The following is a 25,969-nucleotide window of genomic DNA, read 5'->3' as shown; positions in this document are numbered from 1 at the left end:
GCCCCCGCCCGCTCTGCTATCGCCGCGGCGATGACGTGCTCTCCGCTGTCCGCCCGCGTGCGCGCCACCGCGCTGTCGCTGCTGGCGCTGCTCGCGCTCCTGCTGGCGCCGTTCGCCGTCGCGCAGGTCGATCCGGTCACCGCCGCCACCGCGCGGCTGATCAAGGCCGAGCGCGAGGTGCGCTCGGTCGACGGCGCGCTCGACCAGTCGACCGACCGCGAGGCGCGCGACACGCTGCGCGAGCGGGTCAACGCCGCGCGCGAGGACGCCGCCGCCGCCGCCGACGACCTCACCGACCAGCTCGCGCTCGTCGATTCGCGCGCCGCGCAGCTCGGCCCCGCCGCCGCGGGCGAGGCGCCCGATCTGGCCGCGCAGCGCGCGCGGCTGGCGCGGCAACGCACCACGATCGACTCGAACAGCAAGCGCGGCCGGCTGATCGCAGTCGAGGCGCAGCAGCTGGTCGAGGAGATCGACCATACCGAGGCCGAGCAGTTCAGCCAGACGATCGCGGCGCACGTCCCTTCCCCGCTCTCACCCAACTTCTGGGGCGCGGTGCTGCAGGCGGCGCCGCGCGACCTGCGCCGGATCGAGGCGGTGGTCACGCTGGCGACGCGCCAGCTCGCCGCGGGGTGGCGCGCCGCGCCGGTCTGGCCGGCGCTGCTCGGGCTACTCGTCGCGCTGGCGGTCGCGCTGCCCGGGCGCGCCGCGGCGGTGCGGATGGGGCTGCGCTTCCTGATCGACGACGCGCCCGGGCATCGCGTGCGGCGCTCGGGGAATGCGATCTGGCGCGTGCTGATCGGCACAGTGACGCCGCTGCTGGCGAGCTTCGCGCTGGTGCAGGGGCTGCGCTGGGCGGGGCTGGTGCCTGCGGCGGTCAACGGGCTGGCGGACACGTTCGTGCAGGCGAGCTCGTTCGCTGGCTTCACCGTCGCGGTGACGGGCGCGGTGCTGATGCGCAACCAGCCGAGCTGGCGCGTCGCGCCGATCGCCGACGACGTCGCCCGCCGGCTGCGACCCTTCAGCTGGCTGCTCGCGGCGGTGGCCTTCTTCTCGATCAGCGTGAACGCCTTCAATCAGATGGTCGGCGCCAGTGCCGCGGCGCTGAGCGCGACCCAGGTGCTCGTCGCGTTGCTGCACCTGCTGATCCTGGCGGCTGCGCTGGTGGCGCTCGGACGGCTGCGCGCGGCGCGGGCCGAGGACGACCAGGCGCCATCACGCGCCGGGCTCGGCGCCGCCTCGCTGGTGGCCTGGACGGTCGTGGTGGTGGCGACGTTCGCGCTGCTGCTCGGCTATGTCGGCCTGGCCTCGTTCATTGTCCGGATCGTCGCCTGGGCGACGGTGCTCGGCTGCGCCACGTTCCTGCTGATGGCGGCGATCGACGATGTCGCCACTACCGTCTTCGTGCGCGACGGCGGCCTCGGGCGGACCCTGTCGCGTGCGCTCGGCGTCCGCGGCGCGCTGATTGAGCAGTTCGGCGTGCTCGCCTCGGGCGTGCTGCGGCTGACGTTGGCGCTGTTCGCGCTGGGGTTGCTGTTCTCGCCGTTCAACGGCGGCAACGGCGTCGGCGCCTTGGTGTCGCGGCTGGGCGCGCTGGCGCAGGGCGTGCAGGTCGGCGGCATCGCGATCTCGCCAGGGACGATCCTGCGCGGCGTGGTGGTGCTGTTCATCGGGCTGGCACTGGTGCGCGGCTTCATGCGCTGGCTCGAGCAGCGCTATCTGCCCGCCACCGACCTCGACGGATCGGGGCGCAACTCGGTCAGCCTGGTGGCGCGGTACGTCGGGGTGGCGCTGGCGGTGATCTGGGCGCTGGCCTCGCTCGGCATCGGCGTCGAGCGGATCGCGCTGCTGCTCTCCGCGCTGTCGGTCGGCATCGGCTTTGGCCTGCAGGCGATCACGTCCAACTTCGTGTCGGGGCTGATCCTGCTGGCGGAGCGCCCGATCAAGATCGGCGACTGGATCCGCGTCGGCACCGACGAGGGCGACGTCAAACGCATCAACGTGCGCTCGACCGAGATCGCGCTGGCCGACCATTCCACGCTGATCGTCCCAAACAGCGAGCTGATCACCAAGTCGGTGCTCAACAAGACGCTGGCGAGCCCGCTCGGGCGCATCCAGGTGCAATTCTCGGTGCCGCTGGAAAGCGACGCCGACAAGGTGCGCACGATCGTCGCCCAGGCCTTCGCCGACGAGGGCGCGATCCTCGACGATCCGCCGCCCGCGATCTTCATCGACTCGATCGCGGACGGACGCATCTTCTTCAACTGCTTCGCCCACGTCGGCTCGCCGCGTGCCGCGTACAGTTCGCGCAGCGCGATCTTCACGGTGCTGCTGCGCCGGTTCCGTGAGGAAGGAATCGAGCTGGGCACGGTGCCGCAGCGCCTCGAGCTGCTCTCGCGCGATCCGGCGAGCACTCTCGGTCACCCCGACGTGCCGGCGCAGGGGCAGCACGCCTCGGTGTAACGGCTTCCTAAATAGAGCATCCTTCCTTCTCCGTCATCCCGGACCTGGCCCGGGATGACGGAAGAAGCGGGTGGAGCGCCGCGGTCCGCGAAAGACGGTGCTCGATCCGGCGTCACGAGCTCTCATCGCGTGCGGAGCCTCAGCTGTGCCGCGCACGCCGCTTGAAAATTGGAAGGAATCGTTGCCGCCACATTAGTGTATCGTCAGTCCATCCGCTCTATGGCTCGCCGCGGGGGAAGGAGCGTTCACGCGCGGCAGGGGGATGGCGATGGTGCGGCGGCTGTATCGTTGGTACGCCGGGATCGGTGACGATCCGCGGCTGGCGATCGCCCAGGTCACCAACCTGTATCGTCAGATCCCGCTGCTCTACGGGCTGCTGCTGATCAACTCGCTCGCGGTGGCGGTGACGCATCACGACAGCGCGCCGGCGCTGCTCACCGTGACCGTACCCGCGCTGCTCTTCGCCGTCACGTTGATCCGCCTGCTGCGCTGGGCACACGCCGGCCGCCGCGGAGTCGCGCCCTCGCCCGCGTCGGCGCGTCGCCAGCTGCGCACGATCACCGCCGCAGCGGCGCCGATCGCGGTCGCCTATATGGTCTGGTCGCTGCTGCTGATGCGCTACGGCGACGCGGCGCAGCAGACGCATGCCGCGGTCTATCTCTCGACCACGGTGATGGGCTGCGTCTTCTGCCTCATGTCGTTGCCGCAGGCCGCGCTGTTGGTGGCAGTGATGGTCGTGCCACCCTTCATTGCCGCCTGCCTAGCGCATTATCAGATCATGTTCGCGGTGATCGCCACCAACGTGGCGCTTGTCGTGGCGGTGCTGCTGCGCGTGCTGTTCAACAGCTTCGACTATTTCCAAGACCAGGTGGCCGCGCGCGCCGCGCTGGAGCACCAGCACGCCGAGCTGATGCGGCTCAACGCCGAGAACGGCCGGCTGGCGCTGACCGACAGCCTCACTGCGCTGCCCAACCGCCGCCAGTTCCACCACGATCTCGACCTGCTCGCCGCCGCGCGCGACGGCGCCCCCTTCGCGGTCGGGCTGCTCGACCTCGACCGGTTCAAGCCGGTCAACGACACCTACGGCCATCAGGTCGGCGACCTGCTGCTGGTCGAGCTGGCGCGGCGGATGCGCGCGATCGCGGGCGGCGCCACCACCATCTACCGGCTCGGCGGCGACGAGTTCGGCCTGCTCACCCTTGGCGCGCGCGACGAGGCGGTCGCAGCGGCTGAGTGGCTGTGCCAGAGCATCGCCGCGCCGTTCAGCGTCGGCGAGCTGCGCGTTGCGGTCGGCGGCTCGCTCGGGCTGGCGCTCTCGGGCGAGGTGGAGGCCCCCGGCACGCTCGCGGGCGAATTGTTCGATCGCGCCGACTATGCGCTCTATCACGCCAAGCGGGTCAATGGCGGCGGCACCTGCGTGTTCACGCCCGACATGGCGCGTGCGATCCGCACCGACCGCGCGATCGAGGCGGCGCTCCAGGCCAGCGCGCTCGACGAGGAATTGCGCGTCGTCGCCCAGCCGATCGTCGCCGCCGCCAGCGGCAGGGTCGTGGCGGTGGAGTGGCTCGCGCGCTGGCGTAGCCCGCTCGTGGGCGAGGTGCCCCCGGCCGAGTTCATCGTCATCGCCGAGCGCTCCTCGCTGATCCACGACATCACGCTGGCGGTGTTCCGCAAAGGGCTCGCGGCGGCGCGCGCGCTGCCGGCCGATCTGGCGCTGTCGTTCAACCTCTCGGCCTGCGACCTGCACTCGCCCGCGACGATGGCGGCGATCGAGCGCGAGATCGACGCCTCCGGCGTGGCGGCCGAGCGGATCTGGATTGAAGTGACCGAGACCGCGGTGATGCGCGACCCGCCCGCTGCCGCGCGTGCACTGGCGCAGCTCCGCGCGCGCGGCATCAAGGTGGCGCTCGACGATTTCGGCACCGGCCATTCCAGCCTCAGCAACCTCCATCAGCTGCCGCTCGACAAGGTCAAGATCGACCGCAGCTTCCTCGCCGACGACGAGGCCGCGCGCGGCTGGGCGGTGGTGGCGGCGGTGGTCGCGCTGTGCCGCTCGCTCGCGCTGGAATGCGTCGCGGAGGGCGTGGAGACCGAGGCGCAGCGCGACGCGCTGCTGCGGATCGGCTGCGGCGCGGCACAGGGCTATTTCTTCTCGCCGCCGGTCGAGGCCGAGGCGGCGGCGGTGCTGGTGCGCGGATGGGATCGACGGCGCGAGGCGGCGTAAGGGAGGTCGCGGCCTCGCGGGAGCGGCTCGGCACTCTTTCGCTTCGCCGTCGTCCTGAACTCCTTTCAGGATCGACCGTGCAGCAGGCGTCTCACGCTTTAGCTTCGCGGAGCCGTGAATCCTGAAGCGGGGTCATAATGACGCCTTCGACGAGTCTGTCCCGGCCGCACGCGGACAATCCAAGTCAAAGGTGGTCCCCGTCACCGCGGCGGCGCGGTCGAGGCGCGTACCTTGAGCTCGCCCGCGATCACCACCGGCGCGGCGGGGCGCGCGCGGCCGCCGAGCTGCGCGATGATCAGCTCCACCGCGCGCGCCGTCGTCGCCGCGATCGGCTGCTCCATCGCGGTGAGCGGCGGGTGCGCGAAGCGCGCGATCGGGGTGTCGTCGAAGCTCACCACCGACAGGTCCTCGGGCACGCTCAGCCCGCGCTCGCGCGCGGCGGCGAGCACGCCGAGCGCCATCTGGTCGCTGCTCGCCAGGATCGCGCTGGGGGGCGTCGCGGCGCCGAGCAGCGCATGCGCCGCCGCCTCGCCGCTGGGAAAATCGAAGTTGCCGACCGCGAGCAGCCCGTCGCAGCTCGCCCCGGCCTCGCGCATCGCGCCGCGCCAGCCGTCGGCGCGCTGCGCGCTGGTGGTATAATCCTCCGGCCCGGCGACGAAGCCGATGCGGCGATGGCCGAGCGCGAGCAGATGCTCGGTCGCGCGCCGCGCCCCCGCCTCGTCCGCCATCGACAGCGCGATCCCGGTGCCGCCGCCCTGCGCGCCGATCCTCGCGAAGGCGATGTCATGGCGGTCGAGCAACTCGGCGATCAGCGGGTTGTCCGAGTGCGGCGGGGTGAGGATCACGCCGTCGGGCTGGAGCGCGGCGATCGTCGCGGCGAGCTCGCGCTCGATCCGATCGCTGTGCGTGTCGACGAGCTCGAGCAGCAGGCGATAGCCGTGGCGTGCGCAGGTCAGCATGCCGCCGAGCAGCATCTGGTCGACCCAGTCAGTCCCCTGGCGCGCGCGCCAGTCGCTGATCGTGCGGTCGCGGTCGTTGAGCGCCAGGATCAGGTAGCTGCGCGAGCCGCCCATGCGCTGCGCCGCCAGCGACGGGACATAGCCCAGCCGCGTGATCGCCTCGCGCACGCGCTCGGCCATCGCCGGGCGCACGTTGGGCTCGTTGTTGATAACGCGGCTGACGGTCTGCAGCGAGACGCCCGCGTCCGCCGCGACATGCTTGATCGTGACCGTCTGCCGCCGCCGTGCCATCTCTGCTCCCCCGGACCGCCGGTCGCCCCGGTTCGCGCACCGCCATAGCCAAGCCCGTGCCGCGCCGCCAACCCACCGCGCGGTCGAGGGTGGCGCGGCGGTGGCGCGGCCCTATCATGCGCGCGTCCATGCCCGTTCCCGCTCTCCCCCGCCCCGCGCGCCCGGCGTGGTTCCTGCTCGCCTTCGCGCTCGCGAACATCGGCGGGGTGATCGCCTATCTGCCGCTACTCACGCTGCTGCTGCCGCTCAAGATCCACGCCGTCGCGGGGGACGCGCGCATCCCGCTGCTGAGTCTCACCGCGATCCTCGGCGCGGTCGCGGCGAGCGCGGCCAACGTGCTGTTCGGCTGGCTGAGCGACCGGTCGGTAGCGCGCGGCGGCGGGCGGCGGCGCTGGGCCGCGGGCGGGCTGGTCGCCACCGCGGCGAGCTACGCGCTGATCGCCGCGGCCGCGAGCGCGGCGACGATCGTGGCGGCGGTGGTGCTGTTCCAGATCGCGGTCAACGCGGTGCTCGCGCCGCTGCTGCCGATCATGGCCGACGAGGTGCCCGACGCGCGCAAAGGCCTCGCCGCCGGGCTGATCGCGCTGGGTAACCCGGTCGCGGCGCTGCTCTCGGCGCTGCTGGTCGCGGACGAGGGACTCGCCGACGCCACCCGCCTCGCGGTGGTGCCGCTGCTCGCCGCGCTGGCGCTGCTGCCGCTGCTGCTGCTGCGCGGCGGAGGCGGCGCGGCCGAGACCGCGCCCACGTCCACGCCGCTCCTGCCGCGCCGCGACCTGCTGATCGCCGCCGCGGCGCGGCTGCTGATGCAGCTCGCCACCGCGGCGCTGTCGCTCTACCTGCTGTACGTGTTCGAGAGCATCGCGCCGGGCGAGCGCCAGCTCGTGCTCGCGCGCCAGGTCGGCACGCTGCTGACGATCTGCTACGTCATCCCGCTGCCGCTCGCGCTGCTGGTCGGGCGCTGGTCCGATCGCGACGGGCGGCGCCAGCCCTTCCTGGTCGGCGCGGGGCTGGTCGCGGTGGCGGGGCTGGGCACGATGGCGCTGGCGAGCGGCACCACCGCCGCCGCGCTGGGCTTCGCGATCTATTCGGTCGGCTCGGCGGTGTTCCTCGCGCTCCACTCGGCCTTCGCGCTGCAGCTGCTGCCCGACCCGCGGCGACGTGGGCGCGACCTCGGACTGCTCAACCTGACCAACACGCTGCCATCGCTGCTAGGCCCGCTGCTGACCTGGACGCTGGCGACACCGCGCGACTTCGCGCTGCTGCTGACGGTGCTGGCGGTGCTCACCGCGCTCGGCACCGGTGCGGTGACGCTGGTGCGTGCGCGGCGCTGACCGTTCTCCTGCGCAGGCAGGAGCCCAGGGTAACAAGCGTTGATCTGCGCGGCCCTGGGCTCCTGCGTGCGCAGGAGCACGGCTCGCCTTCTGCCGCGCCGACGCGGTTGCCAGCGCGGCGGCGACGTCGCACATCAGCGTCATGTCCAGCGGCCGCGCCGACCTGCCCGATCTCAGCTATTTCCTCGTCATCGCGCGCCACCTGAGCTTCGCGCGCGCGGCGGTGGAGCTGCGCGTCACCGCCTCCGCCCTGAGTCACTCGATGAAGGCGCTGGAGGCGCGGCTGGGCGTGCGGCTGCTCCACCGCACCAACCGCAGCGTCACGCTCACCGCCGCGGGCGAGCAATTGCGCGACTCGATCAGCGACCCGCTGCGCGCGATCGACGGCGCGATCGAGGCGCTCAACCGCTTCCGCGACGCGCCGGCGGGGCGTATCCGGCTCAACGTCGTGGTCGACGCGGCGCGGCTGCTGCTCGCGCCGGTGCTGCCCGGCTTCGTCGAGCGCTACCCCGACATCGAGGTCGACGTGGTCGCGAGCAACCGGCTGGTCGACGTCGTCGGCGAGGGGTTCGACGCCGGGATCCGCTACGGCGGCACCGTGCCCGAGGACATGATCGCGCTGCGGCTCTCGCGCGACATCCGCTGGGTGGTGGCCGCCGCCCCGGCCTATCTCGACCGCTTCGGCACGCCGGCGCACCCGCGCGAGCTGGCGCAGCATCGCTGCGTGCGGCTGCGCCAGGGCGCCGGACGGATCTACCATTGGGAGTTCGAGCAAGGTGACGAGGAGCTGGCGATCGACGTGCCCGGCGCACTGACGATCGATGACACCGACCTCGGGCTGAAGCTGGCGCGCGGCGGCGCGGGGCTGATGTACGGACCTGAGCCGGTCTTCGCGGGCGCGCTGGCGGAAGGCACGCTGCGGCTGGTGCTCGAGGACTGGGCGACGGTGGGCGGCGGCTACCACCTCTATTATTCGAGCCGCCGCCAGGTCCCCACCGCGCTGCGCCTGCTCGCCGACCACATCCGGGAGAAGCGGCCGCTGGGGTGAGGAGCCAAGGGCACACGATCGCTGCGCTTCCGGCTCTGGGCTCCTGCGTGCGCAGGAGCACACGGAGAGGCATAGCTGAGATCCCCTCATCACTGCGGTGAGCCGTCACCTTCCTGCGCCCGCGTCGCCGCTCCCCTATCTACAGCCCGCGCGTCACCCGACGCGCCCACATCCTGCCGAGGAAAAGAATTCATGGCCACCAAAGCCTATGGCGCGAACGCCGGCGACAAGCCGCTCGAGCCGATGGACATAGTCCGGCGCGAGCCTGGCGCGCATGACGTCCAGATCGACATAGCTTATTGCGGCGTCTGCCACTCCGACCTCCACCAGGTGCGCGGCGAATGGGGCGGTACGCTCTACCCCTGCGTCCCCGGCCACGAGATCGTCGGCCATGTCACCGCGGTCGGCGGCGAGGTGAGCAGATTCAAGGTCGGCGACACCGTCGGGGTCGGCTGCATGGTCGACAGCTGCCAGCATTGCGCCTCGTGCGACGAGGGGCTGGAGCAATATTGCACGGGCGGCGGCTTCGTCGGCACCTACAACGGGCCGACCGCGGACGCGCCCGGCCACACGCTCGGCGGCTATTCGGAGCGGATCACCGTCTCGGACAAGTTCGTGCTCAAGATCTCGCACCCGGAGGAGCAGCTCGCCGCCGTCGCGCCGCTGCTGTGCGCGGGCATCACGACCTACTCGCCGCTGCGCCACTGGGGCGTCGGGCCGGGCAAGAAGGTCGGCATCGTCGGGATCGGCGGGCTCGGCCACATGGGCGTCAAGATCGCGCACGCGATGGGTGCGCACGTGATCGCCTTCACCACCTCCGAGTCGAAGCGCGCGGATGCCAAGGCGCTCGGCGCCGATGAGGTGATCAACTCGCGCAACAGCGAGGAGATGGCGGCGCACGCCGGCAGCTTCGACATGATCCTCAACACGGTCGCCGCAAGCCACGACCTCGACGCCTTCACCGGCCTGCTCAAGCGCGACGGTACTCTGGTGCTGGTCGGCGTGCCCGAGCACCCGCACCCGTCGCCGAGCGTCGGCACGTTGATTTTCGGCCGCCGCGCGATCGCAGGCTCGCTGATCGGCGGCATCGCCGAGACGCAGGAGATGCTCGACTTCTGCGCCGAGAAGGGCGTCACCGCCGACATCGAGATGATCCGCATCCAGCAGATCGACGAGGCCTATGACCGCATGCAGCGCAGCGACGTGAAGTACCGCTTCGTGATCGACAACGCGACGCTCAAGGAGGGGTGACGCGTAGTTCCTCCCCGCCATGCGGGGAGGATTACCTCGTCCGCCCAACGATTTTCTGCGCGCTCCTGAGACAAACCAGCGGTTCGGGAGTTACAGCCGCGGACAACCGGGAAAAAGGGAACGGGCATGTCGGACGATCGCGAGGGACAGATCCGCGAGCGCGCTTATCGCCTCTGGCAGGACGAGGGCGAGCCGCACGGCAAGCATGACGAGCATTGGCGCCGCGCGCAGCAGGAATTTCCCGGCGAGCAGCCGTCCGACACGCCCGAGCCGCAGGACGGCAGCGACACCCCCGCTGTCACCTCGGGTGACGAGACCACCGGCGCCGAGCTGACCAAGCCGCTCGCCAACGAACCGGCGGACTCGCCCGCCACCACCATCCCCTCGGGCAGCCCCGAGACAGGCGACGTGGGCAGCGCCGCCGGCAAGGCGCTGCGGCCGCGTGGCGCCAAGGCCGCCGACTCCAAGGCACCCGGCGCCACCGCCGCGCCGAAGCGCCCGGGGCCCCGCACCAAGCGCGCCTGAGGCGCGCCGCGGCGCCCCTCCCGGCGCGAGACACCTTACCTCTTCGGCCGCGGTAGCGCGGCCTCTCTCCTGTCGGGAGCATGATGTTGCACGAACTGCCGGACCGGCTGTTGCCGGGATCGCCCTACCCGCTCGGCGCCACGTTCGACGGGGAGGGCGTCAATTTCGCGGTCTTCTCCGCCAATGCCGACGCGATCGAGCTTTGCGTCTTCGATCCCGCGGGCAAGCGCGAGCTCCGCAAGCTGATGCTGCCCGAATGCACCGACGAGGTGTGGCACGGCTATCTTCCCGACGCCGGGCCGGGGCTGGTCTACGGCTATCGCGCGCACGGTCGCTATGCCCCCGAGGAGGGCCATCGCTTCAACCCCAACAAGCTGCTGCTCGACCCCTATGCGCGTCGCATTCAAGGCCAGATCAAGTGGACCGACGCGCTCCACGGCTATCGCATCGGCCACCGCCGCGAGGACCTGTCGTTCGACAAGCGCGACAGCGCGCCCGCCATGCCCAAGGCGATGGTGGTCGACGACCACTGGGACTGGTCGCGCGACCGCCGGCCCAACACGCCCTGGTCCGAGACCGTGATCTACGAGGCCCACGTGAAGGGCCTGACCAAGCTGATGGAGCTGGTCCCCGCACGCGAGCGCGGCACCTATGCCGCGCTCGGCCATCCCGCGGTGATCAAGCATCTCCAGCGCATCGGTGTCACCGCAATCGAGCTGCTGCCGATCCACAGCTTCACGCAGGATCGCTTCCTGCAGGAGAAGGGGCTGCGCAATTATTGGGGCTATAACTCGCTCGGCTTCTTCGCGCCCGAACAGTCCTACATGGCGTCGGACCATCAGGACGAGCTGCGCCGCGCGGTCCACCGGCTCCACAAGGCCGGGATCGAGGTGATCCTCGACGTCGTCTACAATCACACCTGCGAGGGCTCGGAGCGCGGCCCGACCCTGTCGTGGCGCGGGCTCGACAACGCCAGTTACTATCGTCTGGTCCAGGACAATCCGCGCTACACGATCAACGACACCGGGACCGGCAACACGCTCAACATGAGCAAGGCGCGCGTGATCCAGATGGTCGCCGACTCGCTGCGCTACTGGGCGACCAGCTTCGGCATCGACGGCTTCCGCTTCGACCTCGGGCTCACGCTCGGGCGCGAGGATTATGGCTTCGATCCCGGCGCGGCCTTCTTCGACGTGCTGCGGCAGGACCCGGTGCTCGGGCGGCTCAAGCTGATCGCCGAGCCGTGGGACATCGGCCCCGGCGGCTATCAGCTCGGCAACTTCCCGCCCGGCTTCGCCGAGTGGAACGACAAGTACCGCGACACCGTACGGAAATACTGGCGCGGCGACCCGGCGCAGCGCGGCGATCTCGCGGCACGGCTGGCGGGCTCGGGCGACCTGTTCGACCGCCGCGCGCGGCGGCCTTGGGCGACCGTCAACCTGCTCGCCGCGCACGACGGCTACACGCTCGCCGACACGGTGATGTACGAGGGCCGCCACAATGAGGCCAATGGCGAGGACAATCGCGACGGCCATTCCGAGAACTACTCGCGCAACTGGGGCGCCGAGGGGCCGACCGACGATCCCTCGATTAACGACGCGCGCGGCCGCGTGATGCGCTCGATGCTGACCACGCTGCTCGCCTCGCTCGGCACGCCGATGCTGGTCGCGGGCGACGAGTTCGGGCGCACGCAGAACGGCAACAACAACGCTTATTGCCAGGACAACGAGATCAGCTGGCTCGACTGGAAGGCAGCGGCGAGCGAGGACGGTCAGCGCCAGATCGACTTCACCGCGCGGCTTACCGAGCTGCGCCGGCGCTATCCCGTCTTGCGCGCCGCGGCCTTCCTCTACGGCGAGGATTCGCCCGGCGAGGGCGTCAACGATGTCGAATGGTGGAACGAGCGCGGCGAGCGCATGACTCCCGAAGACTGGGACAATCCCGAGGGCCGCGCGCTGATGATGCGCCGCGCGACGCGCACCGAGGATGGCGAGGTCGAGGCGGTCTCGCTGCTGCTCAACGCCAGCGCCGACCCGATCACCTTCCAGCTGCCCGCGCCGCAGGTGCAGCGCGTGGTGCTGCTCGACAGCGCCAAACCCGAGCAAGGCGAGATCGAGGTCGACGACAGCTACGAGGTCGCGCCGCAGGGCGCCGTGCTGCTGACGTGGCGCAGCGCGTTCCCGTCATGATGGCCTGGGGTCCCGAGCCGATCCAGGACGGCGGCACGCGCTTCCGCCTGTGGGCGCCCGACGCCGCCGCGGTGACGCTCGAGCTCGCCGAGGGCGCGCCGATCGCGATGACTGCGGGCGACGACGGCTGGTACGCCGCCGAGGCGACGGTCGGCGCGGGCGCACGCTATCGCTTCCGCGTCGGCGACCAAGTGGTGCCCGACCCGGCGTCGCGGCGGCAGGACGGCGGGGTGCACGGCTGGAGCGTCGTCACCGACACGCGCTTCGACTGGCAGCACCCGCAGTGGCGCGGGCGGCCGTGGCACGAGATGGTGATCGTCGAGCTCCACGCCGGCGCGCTCGGCGGCTTCGCGGGCGTGACCGAGCGGCTCGCCGATATTGCCGCGAGCGGCGCCACCGCGATCGAGTTGATGCCGCTCGGCGCTTATGGCGGCGAGCGCGGCTGGGGCTATGACGGCGTGCTGCCCTATGCGCTGCACGAAACCTATGGCACGCCCGACGAACTGCGCACCCTGGTCGACGCCGCGCATGGGCTCGGCCTGAGCGTCTTCGTCGACGTGGTCTACAATCACTTCGGCCCCGACGGTAATTATCTCGGGCTCTACGCCAGGAGCTTCTTCGATGAGGCCGTGCACACCCCCTGGGGCGGCGCGGTGAACGTGTCGGCGCCGCCGGTGGCCCAGTATTTCGTCGACAATGCGCTGATGTGGTTGCGCGACTATCGCGTCGACGGACTGCGCTTCGATGCCGTCCACGCCATCGCCGACGACGACTTCCTCGACGCCATGGCGGCCGAGCTGCGCGCCACGCTGCCGGGGCGCCACGTTCACCTCGTGCTGGAGAACGAGCGCAACGACGCCGCGCGGCTGCACGACGGTGGCTATGACGCGCAGTGGAACGACGATTTCCACAACGTCCTCCACGTGCTGCTCACCGGCGAGACGAGCGCCTACTACGCCGACTTCGCCGACCAACCCGCCGAGCGGCTGGCGCGCTGCCTGGCGGAGGGCTTCATCTACCAGGGCGAGCCGTCGCAGAACCACGACGGCAAGCCGCGCGGCACGCCGAGCAGCGACCTGCCGCCGACGCGCTTCGTCGCCTTCCTCCAGAACCACGACCAGATCGGCAACCGCGCGCTGGGCGAGCGGCTGACGCGGCTGACCTCGCCCGACAAGCTGCGCGCCGCCACCGCGCTGCTGCTGCTGTGCCCGCAGGTGCCGCTGCTCTTCATGGGCGACGCGGACGGCAGCGAGACGCCGTTCCTGTTCTTCACCGATTTTCACGACGAGCTCGCCGACGCGGTGCGCGAGGGCCGCCGCAAGGAGTTCGCCAAGTTCGACGCCTTCGCCGACGAGGCGGCGCGCGCACGCATCCCCGATCCCAATGCCGCGGCCACGTTCAAGCGCTCGCGCCCCGAGCCGGGTCCGCAGGCGGCGGCGTGGCGCGCGCTCTACGCCGACCTGCTCGCGCTGCGCGCCGAGCGGATCGTGCCCGGGCTGGAGGGCGCGATGTCGCTCGGCGCGCGTGCCACCGGCGCGGCGGCGGTTGAGGCACGCTGGCGGCTCGGCGACGGCACCACGCTGGCGCTCGCGCTCGACCTCGGCGACGCGCCCGCGCCGCTGCCGACACCCGAGCGAGTGCTGTGGCGCGAGGGCGAGCGCTTCGTCGCCTGGGTGGAGGCGTGACCGACGTCGCCGCCCGCGCCGCCGCCGCCGGCCTCGTCCGTGACTGGGAGGACGCCGACGGCAACGCCCAGCGCGTACCCGACGACGTGCTCGCCGCGATCCTCGACCGGCTCGACCCGACGCCGCCAGACACCCCCTTCCTCTCCGCCGACGCGGGTACCCCGATCGAGCTCCCCGCCAACCCCACCGGTGCGGTCGAGCTCCACTTCGAGGATGGCGGCCGTGCCACCCCGAAGCGCGACGCCGACGGCAGGCTCCCGCCCATCGACCGTCCCGGCTACCACCGCTTGCTGGTGGGCGAGCGCGCGTACACGCTCGCGCTCGCGCCGCGGCGCTGCCCCGAGCCGCCGCCGCGCAGCTGGGGCGCCGCGGTGCAGATCCCGGCGCTCCAGTCGCGCGCACCGCGCGCGTTCGGCGACGCCGGCGCATTGGTCGAGGCGGCCGAGGCGTTCGGCCGCGCCGGCGCGCAGGCGCTCGCGATCAGCCCGACGCACGCGCTGTTCCCCGCCGACCCAACGCGCTTCAGCCCCTATGCGCCCTCGACGCGGCTGTTCCACAACGTGCTGCTCGCCGACCCCGGCCTCATCGGCGTACCGCTGCCCCCCGCCCCGGCGCCCGCGCTGATCGCGTGGGAGAGCGCGGCGCGCGAGCGGTTGCAGCAGCTGCGCGGCGCCTATGAGCTCGCCAGCGAGGCGGCGCGCTCGGCCGCGCTCGCCTTCCGCCGCCAGCGCGGCGCCGCGCTCGAGGCGCATGCGCGCTTCGACGCGCTCCACGCGCATCTCGGCGGCCACGGCTGGCAGGACTGGCCGAGCGACTATCAGGACCCGCGCTCCGAAGCGGTGAACCGCTTCGCCGCCGAGCACGCCGACGACATCGCCTTCTACGCCTTCCTCCAATGGCTCGCCGACCTCGGCCTCGCCACCGCGCAGCGCACCGCACGCGAGCGGATGCGCGTCGGGCTGATCGCGGACCTCGCGGTCGGCATGGACGGCGACGGCAGCCATGCCTGGGGGGCGCGCGACGAGCTGCTCACCGGCCTCACCGTCGGCGCTCCGCCCGACCCGCTCGGCCCCGACGGCCAGAATTGGGGGATCACCGCACTCGACCCGTTCGCGCTCGAGCGCACCGGCTTCCGCCCCTTCATCGAGACGCTGCGCGCGACGCTGGCGCACGCCGGCGGGATCCGCATCGACCATGCGCTCGGTCTACAGCGGCTCTGGGTCATCCCGGCCGGCGAGAGCGCCGACCGCGGCGCCTATCTCACGATGCCCGGCGACCACCTCCGCCGCATCGTCGCGATCGAGGCGCAGCGCGCCGGCGCGCTGGTGATCGCGGAGGACCTCGGCACCGTCCCGCCCGGCTTCCGCGACGACCTCGCGCGGCGCTGCATGCTCGGCATGCGCGTGCTGCCGTTCGAGCGCGACGCCGACGGCGGCTTCACCGATCCCGCCGACTGGGACGCGATGGCGGTGGCGATGACCGGCACGCACGACACGCCCACGGTCGCGGGCTGGTGGAAGGGCCGCGACATCGACTGGGCATGGCGGCTCGGCCGCCGCTCGCGCCACGCCGACGCCGCCGCCGACCAGGCCCACCGCGGCGACGAACGCGCCGCATTGTGGCAGGCGATGGGCGAGACCGGCGCCGCGCCGACGCACCCACCGCTCGACCGCGTGCTCGCGCACGTCGCCGCCGCGCCCGCGCCGCTCGCGATCGTGCCGGTCGAGGACCTGCTCGGCGAGGAGGAGCAGCCCAACCTTCCCGGCACGGTCGACGAGCACCCCAATTGGCGCCGTCGCCTGCCCGCCCCCACCGAGCAGTTGCTCGCGCAGCGCGACGTCGCGCGCCGCACCGACCTGCTCACCGCCGAGAGACACGGATGACCCCGCGCGCCACCTATCGCTTCCAGTTCCACAAGGATTTCACCTTCGCCGACGCCGAGGCGCTGGTGCCGTACCTCGAGCGGCTCGGGATCAGCCACGTCTATGCCTCGCCGATCACGGTGGCGACGCGGGGCTCGACCCACGGTTACGACGTCACCGATCCGACCGGGATCAATCCCGAGCTCGGCGGCGAGGACGCGTTCCGCTCGCTCGTGACCGCGCTTCGCGCGCGCGACATGGGCGTGATCATCGACATCGTCCCCAATCACATGGGCGTCGCCGGCGGCCACAACGCCTGGTGGACCGACGTCCTCCAGCGCGGCCCCGCCAGTGCCCACGCGCGCGTGTTCGACATCGACTGGCGCGAACGGATCGTCCTGCCGGTGCTCGGCGCGCCACTCTCCGAGGCGCTCGCCAAGGGCGACATCGCGGTCGAGCGCGCCGGCGACCGCTGGGAAGTGATGGCCTATGGCGAGCACCGCTTCCCGATCCGCGACGAGGATCAGGACGGCGCCGAGACCAGCCCGCTCGCCCCGTTGCTCGAGCGCCAGCACTATCGGCTCGCTTACTGGCGCACCGCCAACGACCAGCTCAACTGGCGCCGCTTCTTCACCATCAACGAACTCGCCGGCGTCCGCGCCGAGGATCCCGCGGTGTTCGAGGCGACCCATGCGCTCTATTTCCGCCTCCACGACGAGGGGCTGATCGACGGCGTCCGGATCGACCATGTCGACGGGCTGACCGACCCGATCGGCTATTGCCACCGGCTGCGCGAGCGGCTCGGCGCCGACGCCTGGATCATCGTCGAGAAGATCCTCGGCGCGGGCGAGCCGCAGCCGCACGGCTGGGCGATTGACGGAACCAGCGGCTACGACTTCATGGAACAGGTCACCGCACTGCTCCACGATCCCGCGGGCGCGGAGCCGCTCGGCGCCCTGTGGGAGGAGATCAGCGGGCGCAGCGTGACCTTCGAGCCCGAAGAGTTCCAGGCACGGCAGGACCTGCTGTCGTGGCAATTCGCGGGGCAGCTCGACGGCTGCGTCGCCGCCTTCGCCGCGCTCGCCGCGAGCGCCACCGGCGGCGACGGCGTCACCCCCGCCGCACTGCGCCGCGCGATCGAACGGCTGCTCTGGGTCTTCCCGGTCTATCGCACCTACGGCACCGGCGACGCCGCCCCCGCCGGCGACGAAGCGGTGCGCGCGCAAGTCCGCGCCCGCGTCGCCGAGCTGATCCCGCCGGGCGAGGCGCCGATCACCGACCGCGTTCTCGCCTGGCTCGCCGGCGATGGCCCCGGTGACGCGACGCTCGCCGCCGAGGCAGTGCGGCGCTTCCAGCAGCTCTCCGCGCCGATCGCGGCCAAGGCGGTCGAAGACACCGCTTTCTACCGCTACGGCCGGCTGCTCTCGCGCAACGACGTCGGCTTCGACGCCGAGACCTTCGCGCTGCCCCCCGGCGCCTTCCACGCGGCGATGGAGGAGCGCGCGCGCGCGGTGCCGCAGGCGATGCTCACCACCGCGACGCACGACCACAAGCGCGGCGAGGACGTGCGCGCGCGGCTGGCGGCGGTGAGCGCGCGGCCAGAGGCGTGGCGGACGTTCGCACTACGTTGGGTCGCGGAAGACGAGGCGGTCGATCCTGCCGACGCCTACATGCTGCTGCAGACGGTAGTCGGCGCCTGGCCCGACGACGGTCCCGGCGGCGACTTCGCCGAACGAGTGAAGGGCTGGCAGCAGAAGGCGCTGCGCGAGGCCAAGCTGCGCTCGTCGTGGGAGGCGCCCGACGAGGCCTACGAGGCCGCCGCGGACGCGCTGCTCGACCGCTGGCTCGCCGACGCGGCGTTCGTGTCGGCGGTGGAGGCGCTGCTCGCCGCGCTGCGCCCGATCGCCGAGGCGAACACGCTGGCGCAGGTGCTGCTGCGCTATGCGCTGCCGGGCGTACCTGACCTCTACCAGGGGACCGAGCTGGCCGACCTGTCGCTGGTCGATCCCGACAACCGCCGTCCGGTCGATTACGATCGGCGCGCGCGTCTGCTGGAGGGCGGGGCACCGCCGAAGCTGCGGCTGATTGCCGAGCTGCTGGCATTGCGGCGCGCGCATCCGGCGCTGTTCCGCGACGGCGACTATGCCACGGCCGAAGCGAGCGGCGCGGGCGCCGCGCACTTGCTCGCGTTCGAGCGGCGCGGCGACGGGCGCACGCTGCGCTGCGCGGTGGCGCTGCACGGCGTGACGGACTGGGGCGACACGCGCGTGCGCTTCGCCTCGGGCGAGGAGATCGCGGCGCGCGCGCTGTTCGCCGCGGGACCGGTAACGATAGCGGTGGTGTGAGCGGAATGGGCGGAGGACTGCGAGACCTGGATCCTCCCCGCTCGCGGGAAGGATTTTCGAGGCACCGTCACGCTGTCCTACACCGCGGCGGTCTGTCACACAGGCGCGGCTCTGTCTCATCGTCGCCGTCCGCGATCATGCCCGGCGACGCCCATCAACCACGACTGCCCCAACACCCGCGCCTAACTCAACGTTCGCGCCAACCGCGCCAGCGACTCAACATTCGCAACATTCGCGCCCGCCAGCGCTCCGAGCCGAGGGGCGAAACCCTAGCTCCGCCGCTACTTGGCCGAACGCGCCGCCACCGCGCGAATGTTGAGTCCCACCCGCCTCAGTGGCTCGCCGTCTCCCCCGCGGCGCGGCGTTCGATATACTTCAGCGTCAGCTCGGCATTATGCTCGTCGATCCAGGCCGCCATCGCCAACTCCTCGTTGAGCGACGCGGTCAGCAGCGACACCGGCTGCTGGAACCCGCCGGCGTCCGCCAGCGCCAGCAGCGACTTGTAGCTCGCCGCTTCGAAATGCTCGAAAGCGTAGTTGGCGAAGCTGTTCTTCAGGATCTCGTCGGGCGCGAACACGTGCGCCAGCGCCGCCATGTTGCCGGTGAAGGACAGCGCCGCATCCTTCAGCACCGAATGCGTCTCGCCGAAGCCGGCCAGGATTTCTTCCAGCCGCTGGATCTGCTCCTCGGTCTCAGCGCGGTGCATGCGCAGCTGCGCGGCAACCTCCGGATAGTTGGCAAGGTGGTCGAGCTGGCGGTCGATCAGTGCCAGCGCCTGATGCTCGACTCCGTGCGCGTTCTTGAGCCCGGTCACGAACACCGACTGGACCACATCGTTCGAATAGCTTGCCATGCGTCTCTCCTTGCTCTCCGGATCAAGCTGGTGCCGCGCTGGATGTTCCTTTAAAAACAATGCCTTTGATGCAGGTTATCGGTCTCCGGCACGGATGGGCCGATGGCGTTGCAACCCAAGTGTCACATGTCTCGGCCATGGCGCCGCTCGGTTTTGCTTGGCGCCGCGCGCAACTCGTGCTTCGGGCTATCGGGACGGGAAACACCCTCGGGTGGGGATGGGAGTACGATGTTCGCTTGGTTTCAGCGTCTTCTGCCGAGGACGGGCAATTTCTTCGAGCTGTTCGAGGCCCATGCCGCGATCGATCTGGCCGGCGCCCGCGCGCTCGCTCGGCTGGTCGGCGGCGAGGGCGATCCCGCCGCGATGATCGCGGAGGTTATCGCGCGCGAGCATGATGCCGACGATGTCACCCGCGACGTGCTCAAGACAGTGCGTTCGACCTTCCTCACGCCGTTCGACCGCGGCGCCATCGCCACGCTGATCGGCGCGCTCGACGACACGGTCGACGAGATGCAGGCCGCCGCCGCCGCGATCGACCTCTACCAGGTGCGCGAATTCGCCCCCGAGATGCGCGAGATGGCCGCCGCCGCGGTGGAGGCGGCCGAGCTTGCCGTCGCGGCGATGCCGCTGCTGCGCGACGTCAGCCGCAACGGGCAGAAGCTGCACGATTTCACCGAGCAGTTGATCCGCATCGAGGGCCGCGCCGACGAGATGCACGCCGCCGGGCTGAAGCGCTCGCTCGGCGAGTTCGGCCGCACCGACACGCTCCGCTTCGTAGTGGAGCGCGAGCTGTACAAGCATCTCGAGCGCGTGCTCGACGCCTTCGAGGACGTCGCCGACGAGATCGATGGCATCGTCATCGATCACGCCTGAGCCGCGGCCATGCACGAGCTCGCCTTTCCGCTGCTGGTCGGCCTCATCCTGGTCGCGCTGGCGTTCGATTATCTGAACGGGTTGCACGACGCCGCCAACTCGATCGCCACCGTGGTCGCCACCCGGCTGCTGTCGCCGGTGCAAGCGGTGGTGTTCGCCGCCTTCTTCAACTTCGCCGCCTATTTCTTGACGCTGGCGGTGCCGAGCCTGCACGCCGTCGCCGAGACGATCGGCAAGGGGCTGATCGCGCAGGAGGTGGTGACCCCCGCGGTGATCTTCGGCGCGCTTGGCGGGGCGATGACGTGGAACGTCATTACCTGGCTGAAGGGCATCCCCTCGTCGAGCAGCCATGCCTTGGTGGGCGGTCTGATCGGGGCGGGCGTGGCACATGCCGGGCTCTCTGGCGTGAAGTGGGCCGGGCTGAACAAGACCCTGATCGCGATCGTGCTCTCGCCGACGATCGGGATGTTCCTGGCGATGCTGGTGATGCTGCTGTCGAGCTGGGCACTGCGCCGCCGCACCGCGAACCAGGCCGAGCGCTCGTTCCGCGTGCTGCACCTGATGTCGTCGGCCGCCTACTCGCTCAGCCACGGCCTGAACGACGCGCAGAAGACGATGGGGATCATCACCGTCCTGCTCTATTCGACCGGCTACCTGACGGGGCCGTTCGCGGTACCGCACTGGGTCGCCATCAGCTGCTATGTCGCCATCGGACTCGGCACGATGACGGGCGGCTGGCGCATCATCGAGACGATGGGCTCGCGCATCACGCGGCTATCGCAGCACCAGGGGTTCAGCGCCTCGCTGGCGGGGTCGATCGTGCTGTTCGGCGCGTCGACGCTTGGTATTCCGGTGTCGACGACGCACACGATCACCGGATCGATCATCGGCGCCGGCGTGGCGCGGCGCGCCACAGCGGTGCGCTGGGGCGTGGCCAAGAACGTGGTGGTCGCCTGGGTGATCACCATTCCCGCCTCGGCCGCGGTGGGCGCGCTGGTCTACTCGCTGACATTGTTGTTCTGAGGACGTAAGGGAGCACGCGCCGCGCTGCCCCAGCGATTAGCGTCATCCTGAACTCGTTTCAGGATCCAGGGCGCCGCGTACCCCGCATCGGAGGCGCCTGCGGGACGGTGGATCCTGAAACAAGTTCAGGATGACGCCCGGAGGAAGCGCGGACGCACCCCCCTCACCCCGTCGTCAGCGTCTTCGCCACCGCGACCTTCCAGCCGGCCACCAAGCGCTCCCGGTCCGCCGCCGCCATGCGCGGCTCGAAACAGTCGCGCCGCGCCCAGGTGGCACGCACCGCGTCGAGATCGGCCCAGACCCCTGTCGCCAGTCCGGCGAGGAAGGCGGCGCCGAGCGCGGTGGTCTCGAGATGCACCGGCCGCTCGACCGCTACCTGAAGCAGATCGGCGAGGAACTGGCACAGCCAGTCGTTCGCCGCCATGCCGCCGTCGACGCGGATCGTCGCCGGTGCGGCGCCGCCGTCGGCGATCATCGCGGCGGTGAGGTCCATGGTTTGATAGCCCACCGCCTCCAGCGCGGCGCGCGCGAGATGCGCCTGGGTAGCGCCGAGCGTCAGCCCGAAGATCGCGCCACGCGCGTCCGGGTCCCAGTGCGGCGCGCCGAGGCCGACGAACGCCGGGACCATGTAGACCCCGTGGCTGTCGGGCACCTGCGTCGCCATGTCGTTGGTTTCGCGCGCATGCGTGATCACGCCGATGCCATCCCGCAGCCATTTGACCGCCGCCCCGGCGACGAAGATCGAGCCCTCCAGCGCATAGGTCATCGTGCCGTCGAGCCGATAGGCCGGCGTGGTCAGCAGCCGGTGCTCCGACTCGATCGCTTCGGCGCCCGTGTTGAGCAGCAGGAAGCAGCCGGTGCCGTACGTCGACTTCGCCATGCCCGTGTCGAAACAGGCCTGGCCGATCAGCGCGGCCTGCTGGTCGCCGGCGATGCCCGCGATCGGGATCGCGACGTCGAACAGGCCCTCGGCAGTGTGGCCGAAGACGCGGCTGTTGTCGTGCACCTCGGGCAGCAGCGCCATGGGGACGTCGAACAGACGGCACAGCTCCTCATCCCAGCGCTGCGCGCGAATGTCATAGAGCAAGGTGCGGCCGGCGTTGGTGACGTCGGTCGCATGGACCTGCCCGCCGGTCAGCCGCCACAGCAGGAAGCTGTCGATCGTGCCGAACGCCAGCTCGCCGCGCTCGGCCCGCTCCCGCGCGCCCGCGACGTGATCGAGGATCCAGGCGAGCTTGGTGGCGGAGAAATAGGGGTCGATCAGCAGCCCGGTCTTGGCGCGCACCGCGGGTTCGTGCCCGGCCGCCTTGAGCTCGGCGCAGAGCTTGGCGGTGCGGCGGTCCTGCCAGACGATCGCGCGGTGGATCGTCTCTCCCGTGGCACGGTCCCACACCACCACCGTCTCGCGCTGGTTGGTGATGCCGATCGCGGCGACGCCCCCCGCGCCGACGCCGCTCTGCGCGACCGCGTCGTGCGCGACCTGGAGCGTGTCGCGCCAGATGTCCTCGGGATCGTGCTCGACCCAGCCGCCCTCGGGATAATGCTGCGCGAACTCGGTCTGCGCGGTCGCCACCGGGCGCGCGTCGCGGTCGAAGACGATCGCGCGGGTGGAAGTGGTGCCCTGGTCGATCGCCAGCACATGGGACTTGGTCTCGGCCATGAATCCTCTCCTCAGCGCCGCCGCGGTAGATACGGCTTGACCAGGAATTGATAGAGCGCCGCGCCGACGACGCCACCCACCAGCGGCCCGGCGACCGGCACCCACCAATAATGGTCCGGGCCGGGGAACGCCGACCCGCCCCAGCCGAGCAGCCAGCAGAACAGCCGCGGGCCGAAATCGCGCGCAGGGTTGATCGGCCAGCCCTCCAGGAAACCCGCCGAGGCGCCGATGCAGGCTACCAGCAGACCGATGATCAGCGCGCTGGCATTGGCCATCGGCGCGGAGGTGTTGAATTCGTCGGTGATCGCGAAGATGCCGAGCAGCAGGATCGCGGTGAGCACCACCTCGTCCCAGAAGGCGTGGACCGCGGTAATGTGGAGCCCCGGCGCGGTGAAGAACACGCCCGCCGCCCCGCCCTGCGCACGGGTGAGCGCGTGGCTGGCATTATAGGCGTCGATCACGGGACCGAACATCTGGTACACCAAGGCCGCGCCGATCATCGCCCCCGCTACCTGCGCGACGACATAGGGCAGCACCTTACGCCGCGGAAAGTCGCGGAACAGGGCCAGCGCCAGCGTCACCGCCGGGTTGGCGTGCGTGCCCGACACCGCCCCGGTGACATAGATTGCGATCGTCACCGCCAGACCCCAGGCGATGCACACGCCCCAGTAAGCGGTGGCGTAGGGGCTTGGATCGTACAGCGTGATCATCGCCGCGGCCGAGTTGCCCAGCGTGATGATGATCGCCACCGCGAGCAACTCCGAGATCAGCTCGCCGCGCAGCGTGCCGACGACGGGCGCCGCCTCCTCCGCCATAACTCCTCCCCTGAGCCGTCGCGGCCCTTCCCGCCTGTGTCCGCCCGGTTCAAACGAACGTCAACATCTTCGTTTGAAGTCGTCGCTGCGGCGGCTCATATCTGCACGATGACGAGCGGGAACGAGACACGCGACGGCTTCGACGCCGACCTGCTGGTGGTCGGCGGCGGGATCAACGGCGCCGGGATCGCGCGCGACGCCGCCGGGCGCGGCCTGCGCGTCACGCTGGTGGAGCAGGACGATCTCGCCGCGCACACTTCCTCGGCCTCGACCAAGCTGATCCACGGCGGGCTACGCTATCTCGAATATGGCGAGGTGCGGCTGGTGCGCGAGGCGCTGATCGAGCGCGAGCGGCTGTGGGCGATGGCGCCGCACATCATCTGGCCGCTGCGCTTCGTGCTGCCGCAGACGAACTCGCCGCGCCCGGCCTGGATGGTGCGCGCCGGGCTGTTCCTCTACGATCATCTCGGCGGGCGCGAGCGCCTGCCCGCCACCGAGACGATCCGGCTGGCGAGCGATCCGCGCGGCGACGGCCTGCGCCATCGCGGCCGCGCCTTCGTCTATTCCGACTGCTGGGTCGAGGACAGCCGCCTCGTCGTGCTCAACGCGCGCGACGCCGCCGATCGCGGCGCGACCGTGCTCACGCGCACCCGCCTGGTCGACGCCGAGCGCACGGGCGGCGGCTGGCGCGCGACGATCGCGGACGAGCGCGGCGAGCGCACTCTCGCCGCGCGCGCGCTGGTCAATGCCGCGGGGCCCTGGGTCGCCGACATCCTGTCGAGGGTGCCGCACGCGCGCGACGATCGCGGGGTACGGCTCGTCAAGGGCAGCCATATCGTCGTGCCGCGTCTCTACCCGGGCGACCACGCTTTCATGCTGCAGAATCCGGACCGCCGCGTCGTCTTCGCCATCCCGTACGAGGGCGAGTTCACCCTGATCGGCACCACCGACGAGCCGTGGGAGGGCGCGCCCGGCCGCGCCGCCATCGCGCCGCACGAGACCGACTATCTGCTCGAGACGATCGCGCGCTACTTCGCCGTGCCCGTGACGAGCGAGCAGATCGTGTGGAGCTACGCCGGCATCCGCCCGCTGTACGACGACAAAGCCGCCAGCGCCTCGGCGGTGACGCGCGACTATGTGCTCGATCTCGATCGCGGCCCCGCCGGCGCCAGTGAGAACGCGCCGATGCTGAGCATCTTCGGCGGCAAGATCACGACCTATCGCAAACTCGCCGAGCACGCGATGGCGGAGCTGGCCGAGACCTTCCCCGACGCGGGCGGCGCCTGGACCGCGGGCGCGACCCTGCCGGGCGGCGACTTTGCCGCCGAGGCCTTCGAGCCGCTCGTCGACTCATTGGCGCGCGACTATGCGGCGCTCGACCGCGCGCTGCTGCGCCGGCTGGCGCGCGCCTACGGCACCGAGGCACGGACGCTACTCGGCACCGCCGGCTCCACCGCAGATCTGGGCGAGGAATTCGGCGCCGGGCTGACCGCGCGCGAGCTCGACTATCTCGCCGCGACCGAATGGGCCCGCACCGCCGAGGACGTGCTCTTTCGCCGCAGCAAGCTCGGCCTTCACGTTCCACCGGGCACCGCCGAGCGGGTCGACGCCTATTTCGCTCGCGCGCCGACGTGAGCGCGGACGCGTCGGAGGGCGGCGATCCCGCGGTTGAGCGCCACCGCCGCATCCTCGCGCTGGCGCGCGGTGCCGGGCGCGTCACGGTCGACGACCTCGCCGCGCGGTTCGAGGTCACTCCGCAGACGATCCGTCGCGACCTCAACGTGCTCGCGCGCCGCGCGCTGCTCTCGCGCGTCCACGGCGGCGCGATCGTCACGTCGGGAATCGACAATCTCGCTTATGCCAGGCGCCGCGACATCGCCACCGGCGCCAAGGCAGCGATCGGCGCCGCGGCGGCCGCGCTGATCCCGAACGGCGCATCATTGTTCATCAACATCGGCACCACCACCGAGGCGGTCGCGGGGCAGCTGGTGGCGCACCGCGACCTGCTGGTGATCTCGAACAACCTGAACGTCATCGACCTGCTCGACGGGCATGACGGAATCGAGCTGGTAGTGGTCGGCGGGCAGGTCCGGCGCGGCGATCGCGCGGTGGTAGGGGCGCTGGCGATGCGCTTCATCGAGAGCTTCAAGGTCGACGTCGCGCTGATCGGCGCCTCCGCGATCGACGTCGACGGCAGCCTGCTCGACTTTGCCGCAGACGAGGTGCAGGTCACCCAGACGATCGCGCGCAACGCGCGCCAAGTGATCCTGGTGGTCGACTCCTCAAAGGTCGGGCGCGCGGCGCCGGTGCGGGTCGGGCGGCTCGACATGGCGGACTATCTCGTCACCGACCAGCCGCTGCCCGAGGCGCTGCTGCGCGCCTGCCACGAGCATGGCGTGCAGGTGATCGAGGCGGGGTGATTGAAGGTGTGGACGACGCGTCTGCGGACTGGCGTCATCCTCAAGCTGGTCGGCGTCATCGAGACCTTGTTTCACGGGTCACACGCGCTTCGGCACAGCGGCCGACGAATACGAGCCTTGGTGTATCCTGAAACGAGTTCAGGATAACGCCGTTC

General features: G+C 71.1%; 18 protein-coding genes. 14 read left to right on the top strand and 4 right to left on the bottom strand.

Features of this window, described 5'->3' with window-relative positions:
- Positions 1–30 precede the first annotated feature (30 nt).
- Both QBJ89_RS17655 and QBJ89_RS17650 read left to right on the top strand, forming a co-directional pair.
- Complete coding sequence (locus tag QBJ89_RS17655; protein WP_277981792.1) at positions 31–2,460, top strand: DUF3772 domain-containing protein; 2,430 nt, start codon at positions 31–33, stop codon at positions 2,458–2,460.
- Between the two features lie 268 nt (positions 2,461–2,728).
- Positions 2,729–4,684 (top strand): putative bifunctional diguanylate cyclase/phosphodiesterase, encoded by a 1,956-nt coding sequence (locus tag QBJ89_RS17650; RefSeq protein ID WP_277981791.1) that lies wholly within the window; start codon positions 2,729–2,731, stop codon positions 4,682–4,684.
- A gap of 200 nt (positions 4,685–4,884) precedes the next feature.
- Here QBJ89_RS17650 and QBJ89_RS17645 read toward each other — a convergent pair whose 3' ends face one another.
- Positions 4,885–5,934, bottom strand: a complete 1,050-nt coding sequence (locus tag QBJ89_RS17645; protein ID WP_277981790.1) for a LacI family DNA-binding transcriptional regulator — start codon at positions 5,932–5,934, stop codon at positions 4,885–4,887.
- Between the two features lie 128 nt (positions 5,935–6,062).
- On the opposite strand from QBJ89_RS17645, the gene QBJ89_RS17640 reads away from it, so the two are divergent.
- From QBJ89_RS17640 to treY, 8 genes are all read left to right on the top strand, one after another.
- Positions 6,063–7,265: an MFS transporter gene (locus tag QBJ89_RS17640; RefSeq protein WP_277981789.1), complete on the top strand. Its 1,203-nt coding sequence runs from the start codon at positions 6,063–6,065 to the stop codon at positions 7,263–7,265.
- 142 nt (positions 7,266–7,407) lie between these two features.
- Positions 7,408–8,313, top strand: coding sequence for a LysR family transcriptional regulator (locus QBJ89_RS17635; protein ID WP_277981788.1), 906 nt, complete (start codon positions 7,408–7,410; stop codon positions 8,311–8,313).
- 192 nt (positions 8,314–8,505) lie between these two features.
- Positions 8,506–9,564, top strand: a complete 1,059-nt coding sequence (locus QBJ89_RS17630) for an NAD(P)-dependent alcohol dehydrogenase (RefSeq protein WP_277981787.1) — start codon at positions 8,506–8,508, stop codon at positions 9,562–9,564.
- Positions 9,565–9,690: 126 nt separating this feature from the next.
- Complete coding sequence (locus QBJ89_RS17625; RefSeq protein ID WP_277981786.1) at positions 9,691–10,089, top strand: DUF2934 domain-containing protein; 399 nt, start codon at positions 9,691–9,693, stop codon at positions 10,087–10,089.
- 86 nt (positions 10,090–10,175) lie between these two features.
- Positions 10,176–12,278 carry a glycogen debranching protein GlgX gene (gene glgX / locus QBJ89_RS17620; RefSeq protein WP_277981785.1) on the top strand — a complete coding sequence of 701 codons (2,103 nt, stop codon included), beginning with the start codon at positions 10,176–10,178 and terminating at the stop codon, positions 12,276–12,278.
- On the top strand, positions 12,275–13,963 hold the full coding sequence (gene treZ / locus QBJ89_RS17615) for a malto-oligosyltrehalose trehalohydrolase (RefSeq protein WP_277981784.1): 1,689 nt from the start codon (positions 12,275–12,277) through the stop codon (positions 13,961–13,963). The genes glgX and treZ overlap by 4 nt, the downstream gene beginning before the upstream one ends.
- Positions 13,960–15,846: a 4-alpha-glucanotransferase gene (gene malQ / locus QBJ89_RS17610; protein WP_277981783.1), complete on the top strand. Its 1,887-nt coding sequence runs from the start codon at positions 13,960–13,962 to the stop codon at positions 15,844–15,846. Before treZ ends, malQ begins: the two co-directional genes overlap by 4 nt.
- Positions 15,843–18,170: a malto-oligosyltrehalose synthase gene (gene treY / locus QBJ89_RS17605; RefSeq protein WP_277981782.1), complete on the top strand. Its 2,328-nt coding sequence runs from the start codon at positions 15,843–15,845 to the stop codon at positions 18,168–18,170. Before malQ ends, treY begins: the two co-directional genes overlap by 4 nt.
- Before the next feature lie 331 nt (positions 18,171–18,501).
- Here treY and QBJ89_RS17600 read toward each other — a convergent pair whose 3' ends face one another.
- Positions 18,502–19,023, bottom strand: a complete 522-nt coding sequence (locus tag QBJ89_RS17600) for a ferritin-like domain-containing protein (RefSeq protein ID WP_277981781.1) — start codon at positions 19,021–19,023, stop codon at positions 18,502–18,504.
- A gap of 228 nt (positions 19,024–19,251) precedes the next feature.
- On the opposite strand from QBJ89_RS17600, the gene QBJ89_RS17595 reads away from it, so the two are divergent.
- Together QBJ89_RS17595 and QBJ89_RS17590 are read left to right on the top strand one after the other, a co-directional pair.
- Positions 19,252–19,896, top strand: a complete 645-nt coding sequence (locus QBJ89_RS17595) for a DUF47 domain-containing protein (RefSeq protein WP_277981780.1) — start codon at positions 19,252–19,254, stop codon at positions 19,894–19,896.
- Between the two features lie 9 nt (positions 19,897–19,905).
- Complete coding sequence (locus tag QBJ89_RS17590; protein WP_277981779.1) at positions 19,906–20,919, top strand: inorganic phosphate transporter; 1,014 nt, start codon at positions 19,906–19,908, stop codon at positions 20,917–20,919.
- 163 nt (positions 20,920–21,082) lie between these two features.
- Here the strand turns inward: QBJ89_RS17590 and glpK are convergent, their stop codons facing one another.
- Positions 21,083–22,579 carry a glycerol kinase GlpK gene (gene glpK, locus QBJ89_RS17585; protein WP_277981778.1) on the bottom strand — a complete coding sequence of 499 codons (1,497 nt, stop codon included), beginning with the start codon at positions 22,577–22,579 and terminating at the stop codon, positions 21,083–21,085.
- Positions 22,580–22,590: 11 nt separating this feature from the next.
- Complete coding sequence (locus QBJ89_RS17580) at positions 22,591–23,394, bottom strand: MIP/aquaporin family protein (protein WP_277981777.1); 804 nt, start codon at positions 23,392–23,394, stop codon at positions 22,591–22,593.
- Positions 23,395–23,502: 108 nt separating this feature from the next.
- Between QBJ89_RS17580 and glpD the strand changes: the two genes are divergently transcribed.
- Positions 23,503–25,029, top strand: coding sequence for a glycerol-3-phosphate dehydrogenase (gene glpD / locus QBJ89_RS17575; protein ID WP_277981776.1), 1,527 nt, complete (start codon positions 23,503–23,505; stop codon positions 25,027–25,029).
- On the top strand, positions 25,026–25,814 hold the full coding sequence (locus QBJ89_RS17570) for a DeoR/GlpR family DNA-binding transcription regulator (RefSeq protein WP_277981775.1): 789 nt from the start codon (positions 25,026–25,028) through the stop codon (positions 25,812–25,814). Before glpD ends, QBJ89_RS17570 begins: the two co-directional genes overlap by 4 nt.
- The last annotated feature ends 155 nt before the right edge of the window (positions 25,815–25,969 follow it).

This window comes from Sphingomonas phyllosphaerae, assembly GCF_029623345.1.
Lineage (GTDB): Bacteria > Pseudomonadota > Alphaproteobacteria > Sphingomonadales > Sphingomonadaceae > Sphingomonas > Sphingomonas phyllosphaerae_C.
This window is presented reverse-complemented; position numbering and strand designations above follow the sequence as displayed.

Excerpts from the sequence above, each read along its gene's own strand:
- QBJ89_RS17580 (WP_277981777.1), bottom strand. The coding sequence starts at position 23,394 with ATGGCGGAGGAGGCGGCGCCCGTCGTCGGCACGCTGCGCGGCGAGCTG.
- QBJ89_RS17655 (WP_277981792.1), top strand. The coding sequence starts at position 31 with ATGACGTGCTCTCCGCTGTCCGCCCGCGTGCGCGCCACCGCGCTGTCG.
- glpK (WP_277981778.1), bottom strand. The coding sequence starts at position 22,579 with ATGGCCGAGACCAAGTCCCATGTGCTGGCGATCGACCAGGGCACCACT.
- QBJ89_RS17595 (WP_277981780.1), top strand. The coding sequence starts at position 19,252 with ATGTTCGCTTGGTTTCAGCGTCTTCTGCCGAGGACGGGCAATTTCTTC.
- QBJ89_RS17640 (WP_277981789.1), top strand. The coding sequence starts at position 6,063 with ATGCCCGTTCCCGCTCTCCCCCGCCCCGCGCGCCCGGCGTGGTTCCTG.
- QBJ89_RS17590 (WP_277981779.1), top strand. The coding sequence starts at position 19,906 with ATGCACGAGCTCGCCTTTCCGCTGCTGGTCGGCCTCATCCTGGTCGCG.
- QBJ89_RS17630 (WP_277981787.1), top strand. The coding sequence starts at position 8,506 with ATGGCCACCAAAGCCTATGGCGCGAACGCCGGCGACAAGCCGCTCGAG.
- QBJ89_RS17645 (WP_277981790.1), bottom strand. The coding sequence starts at position 5,934 with ATGGCACGGCGGCGGCAGACGGTCACGATCAAGCATGTCGCGGCGGAC.
- treY (WP_277981782.1), top strand. The coding sequence starts at position 15,843 with ATGACCCCGCGCGCCACCTATCGCTTCCAGTTCCACAAGGATTTCACC.
- QBJ89_RS17625 (WP_277981786.1), top strand. The coding sequence starts at position 9,691 with ATGTCGGACGATCGCGAGGGACAGATCCGCGAGCGCGCTTATCGCCTC.
- QBJ89_RS17600 (WP_277981781.1), bottom strand. The coding sequence starts at position 19,023 with ATGGCAAGCTATTCGAACGATGTGGTCCAGTCGGTGTTCGTGACCGGG.
- QBJ89_RS17650 (WP_277981791.1), top strand. The coding sequence starts at position 2,729 with ATGGTGCGGCGGCTGTATCGTTGGTACGCCGGGATCGGTGACGATCCG.
- QBJ89_RS17635 (WP_277981788.1), top strand. The coding sequence starts at position 7,408 with ATGTCCAGCGGCCGCGCCGACCTGCCCGATCTCAGCTATTTCCTCGTC.
- glpD (WP_277981776.1), top strand. The coding sequence starts at position 23,503 with ATGACGAGCGGGAACGAGACACGCGACGGCTTCGACGCCGACCTGCTG.
- treZ (WP_277981784.1), top strand. The coding sequence starts at position 12,275 with ATGATGGCCTGGGGTCCCGAGCCGATCCAGGACGGCGGCACGCGCTTC.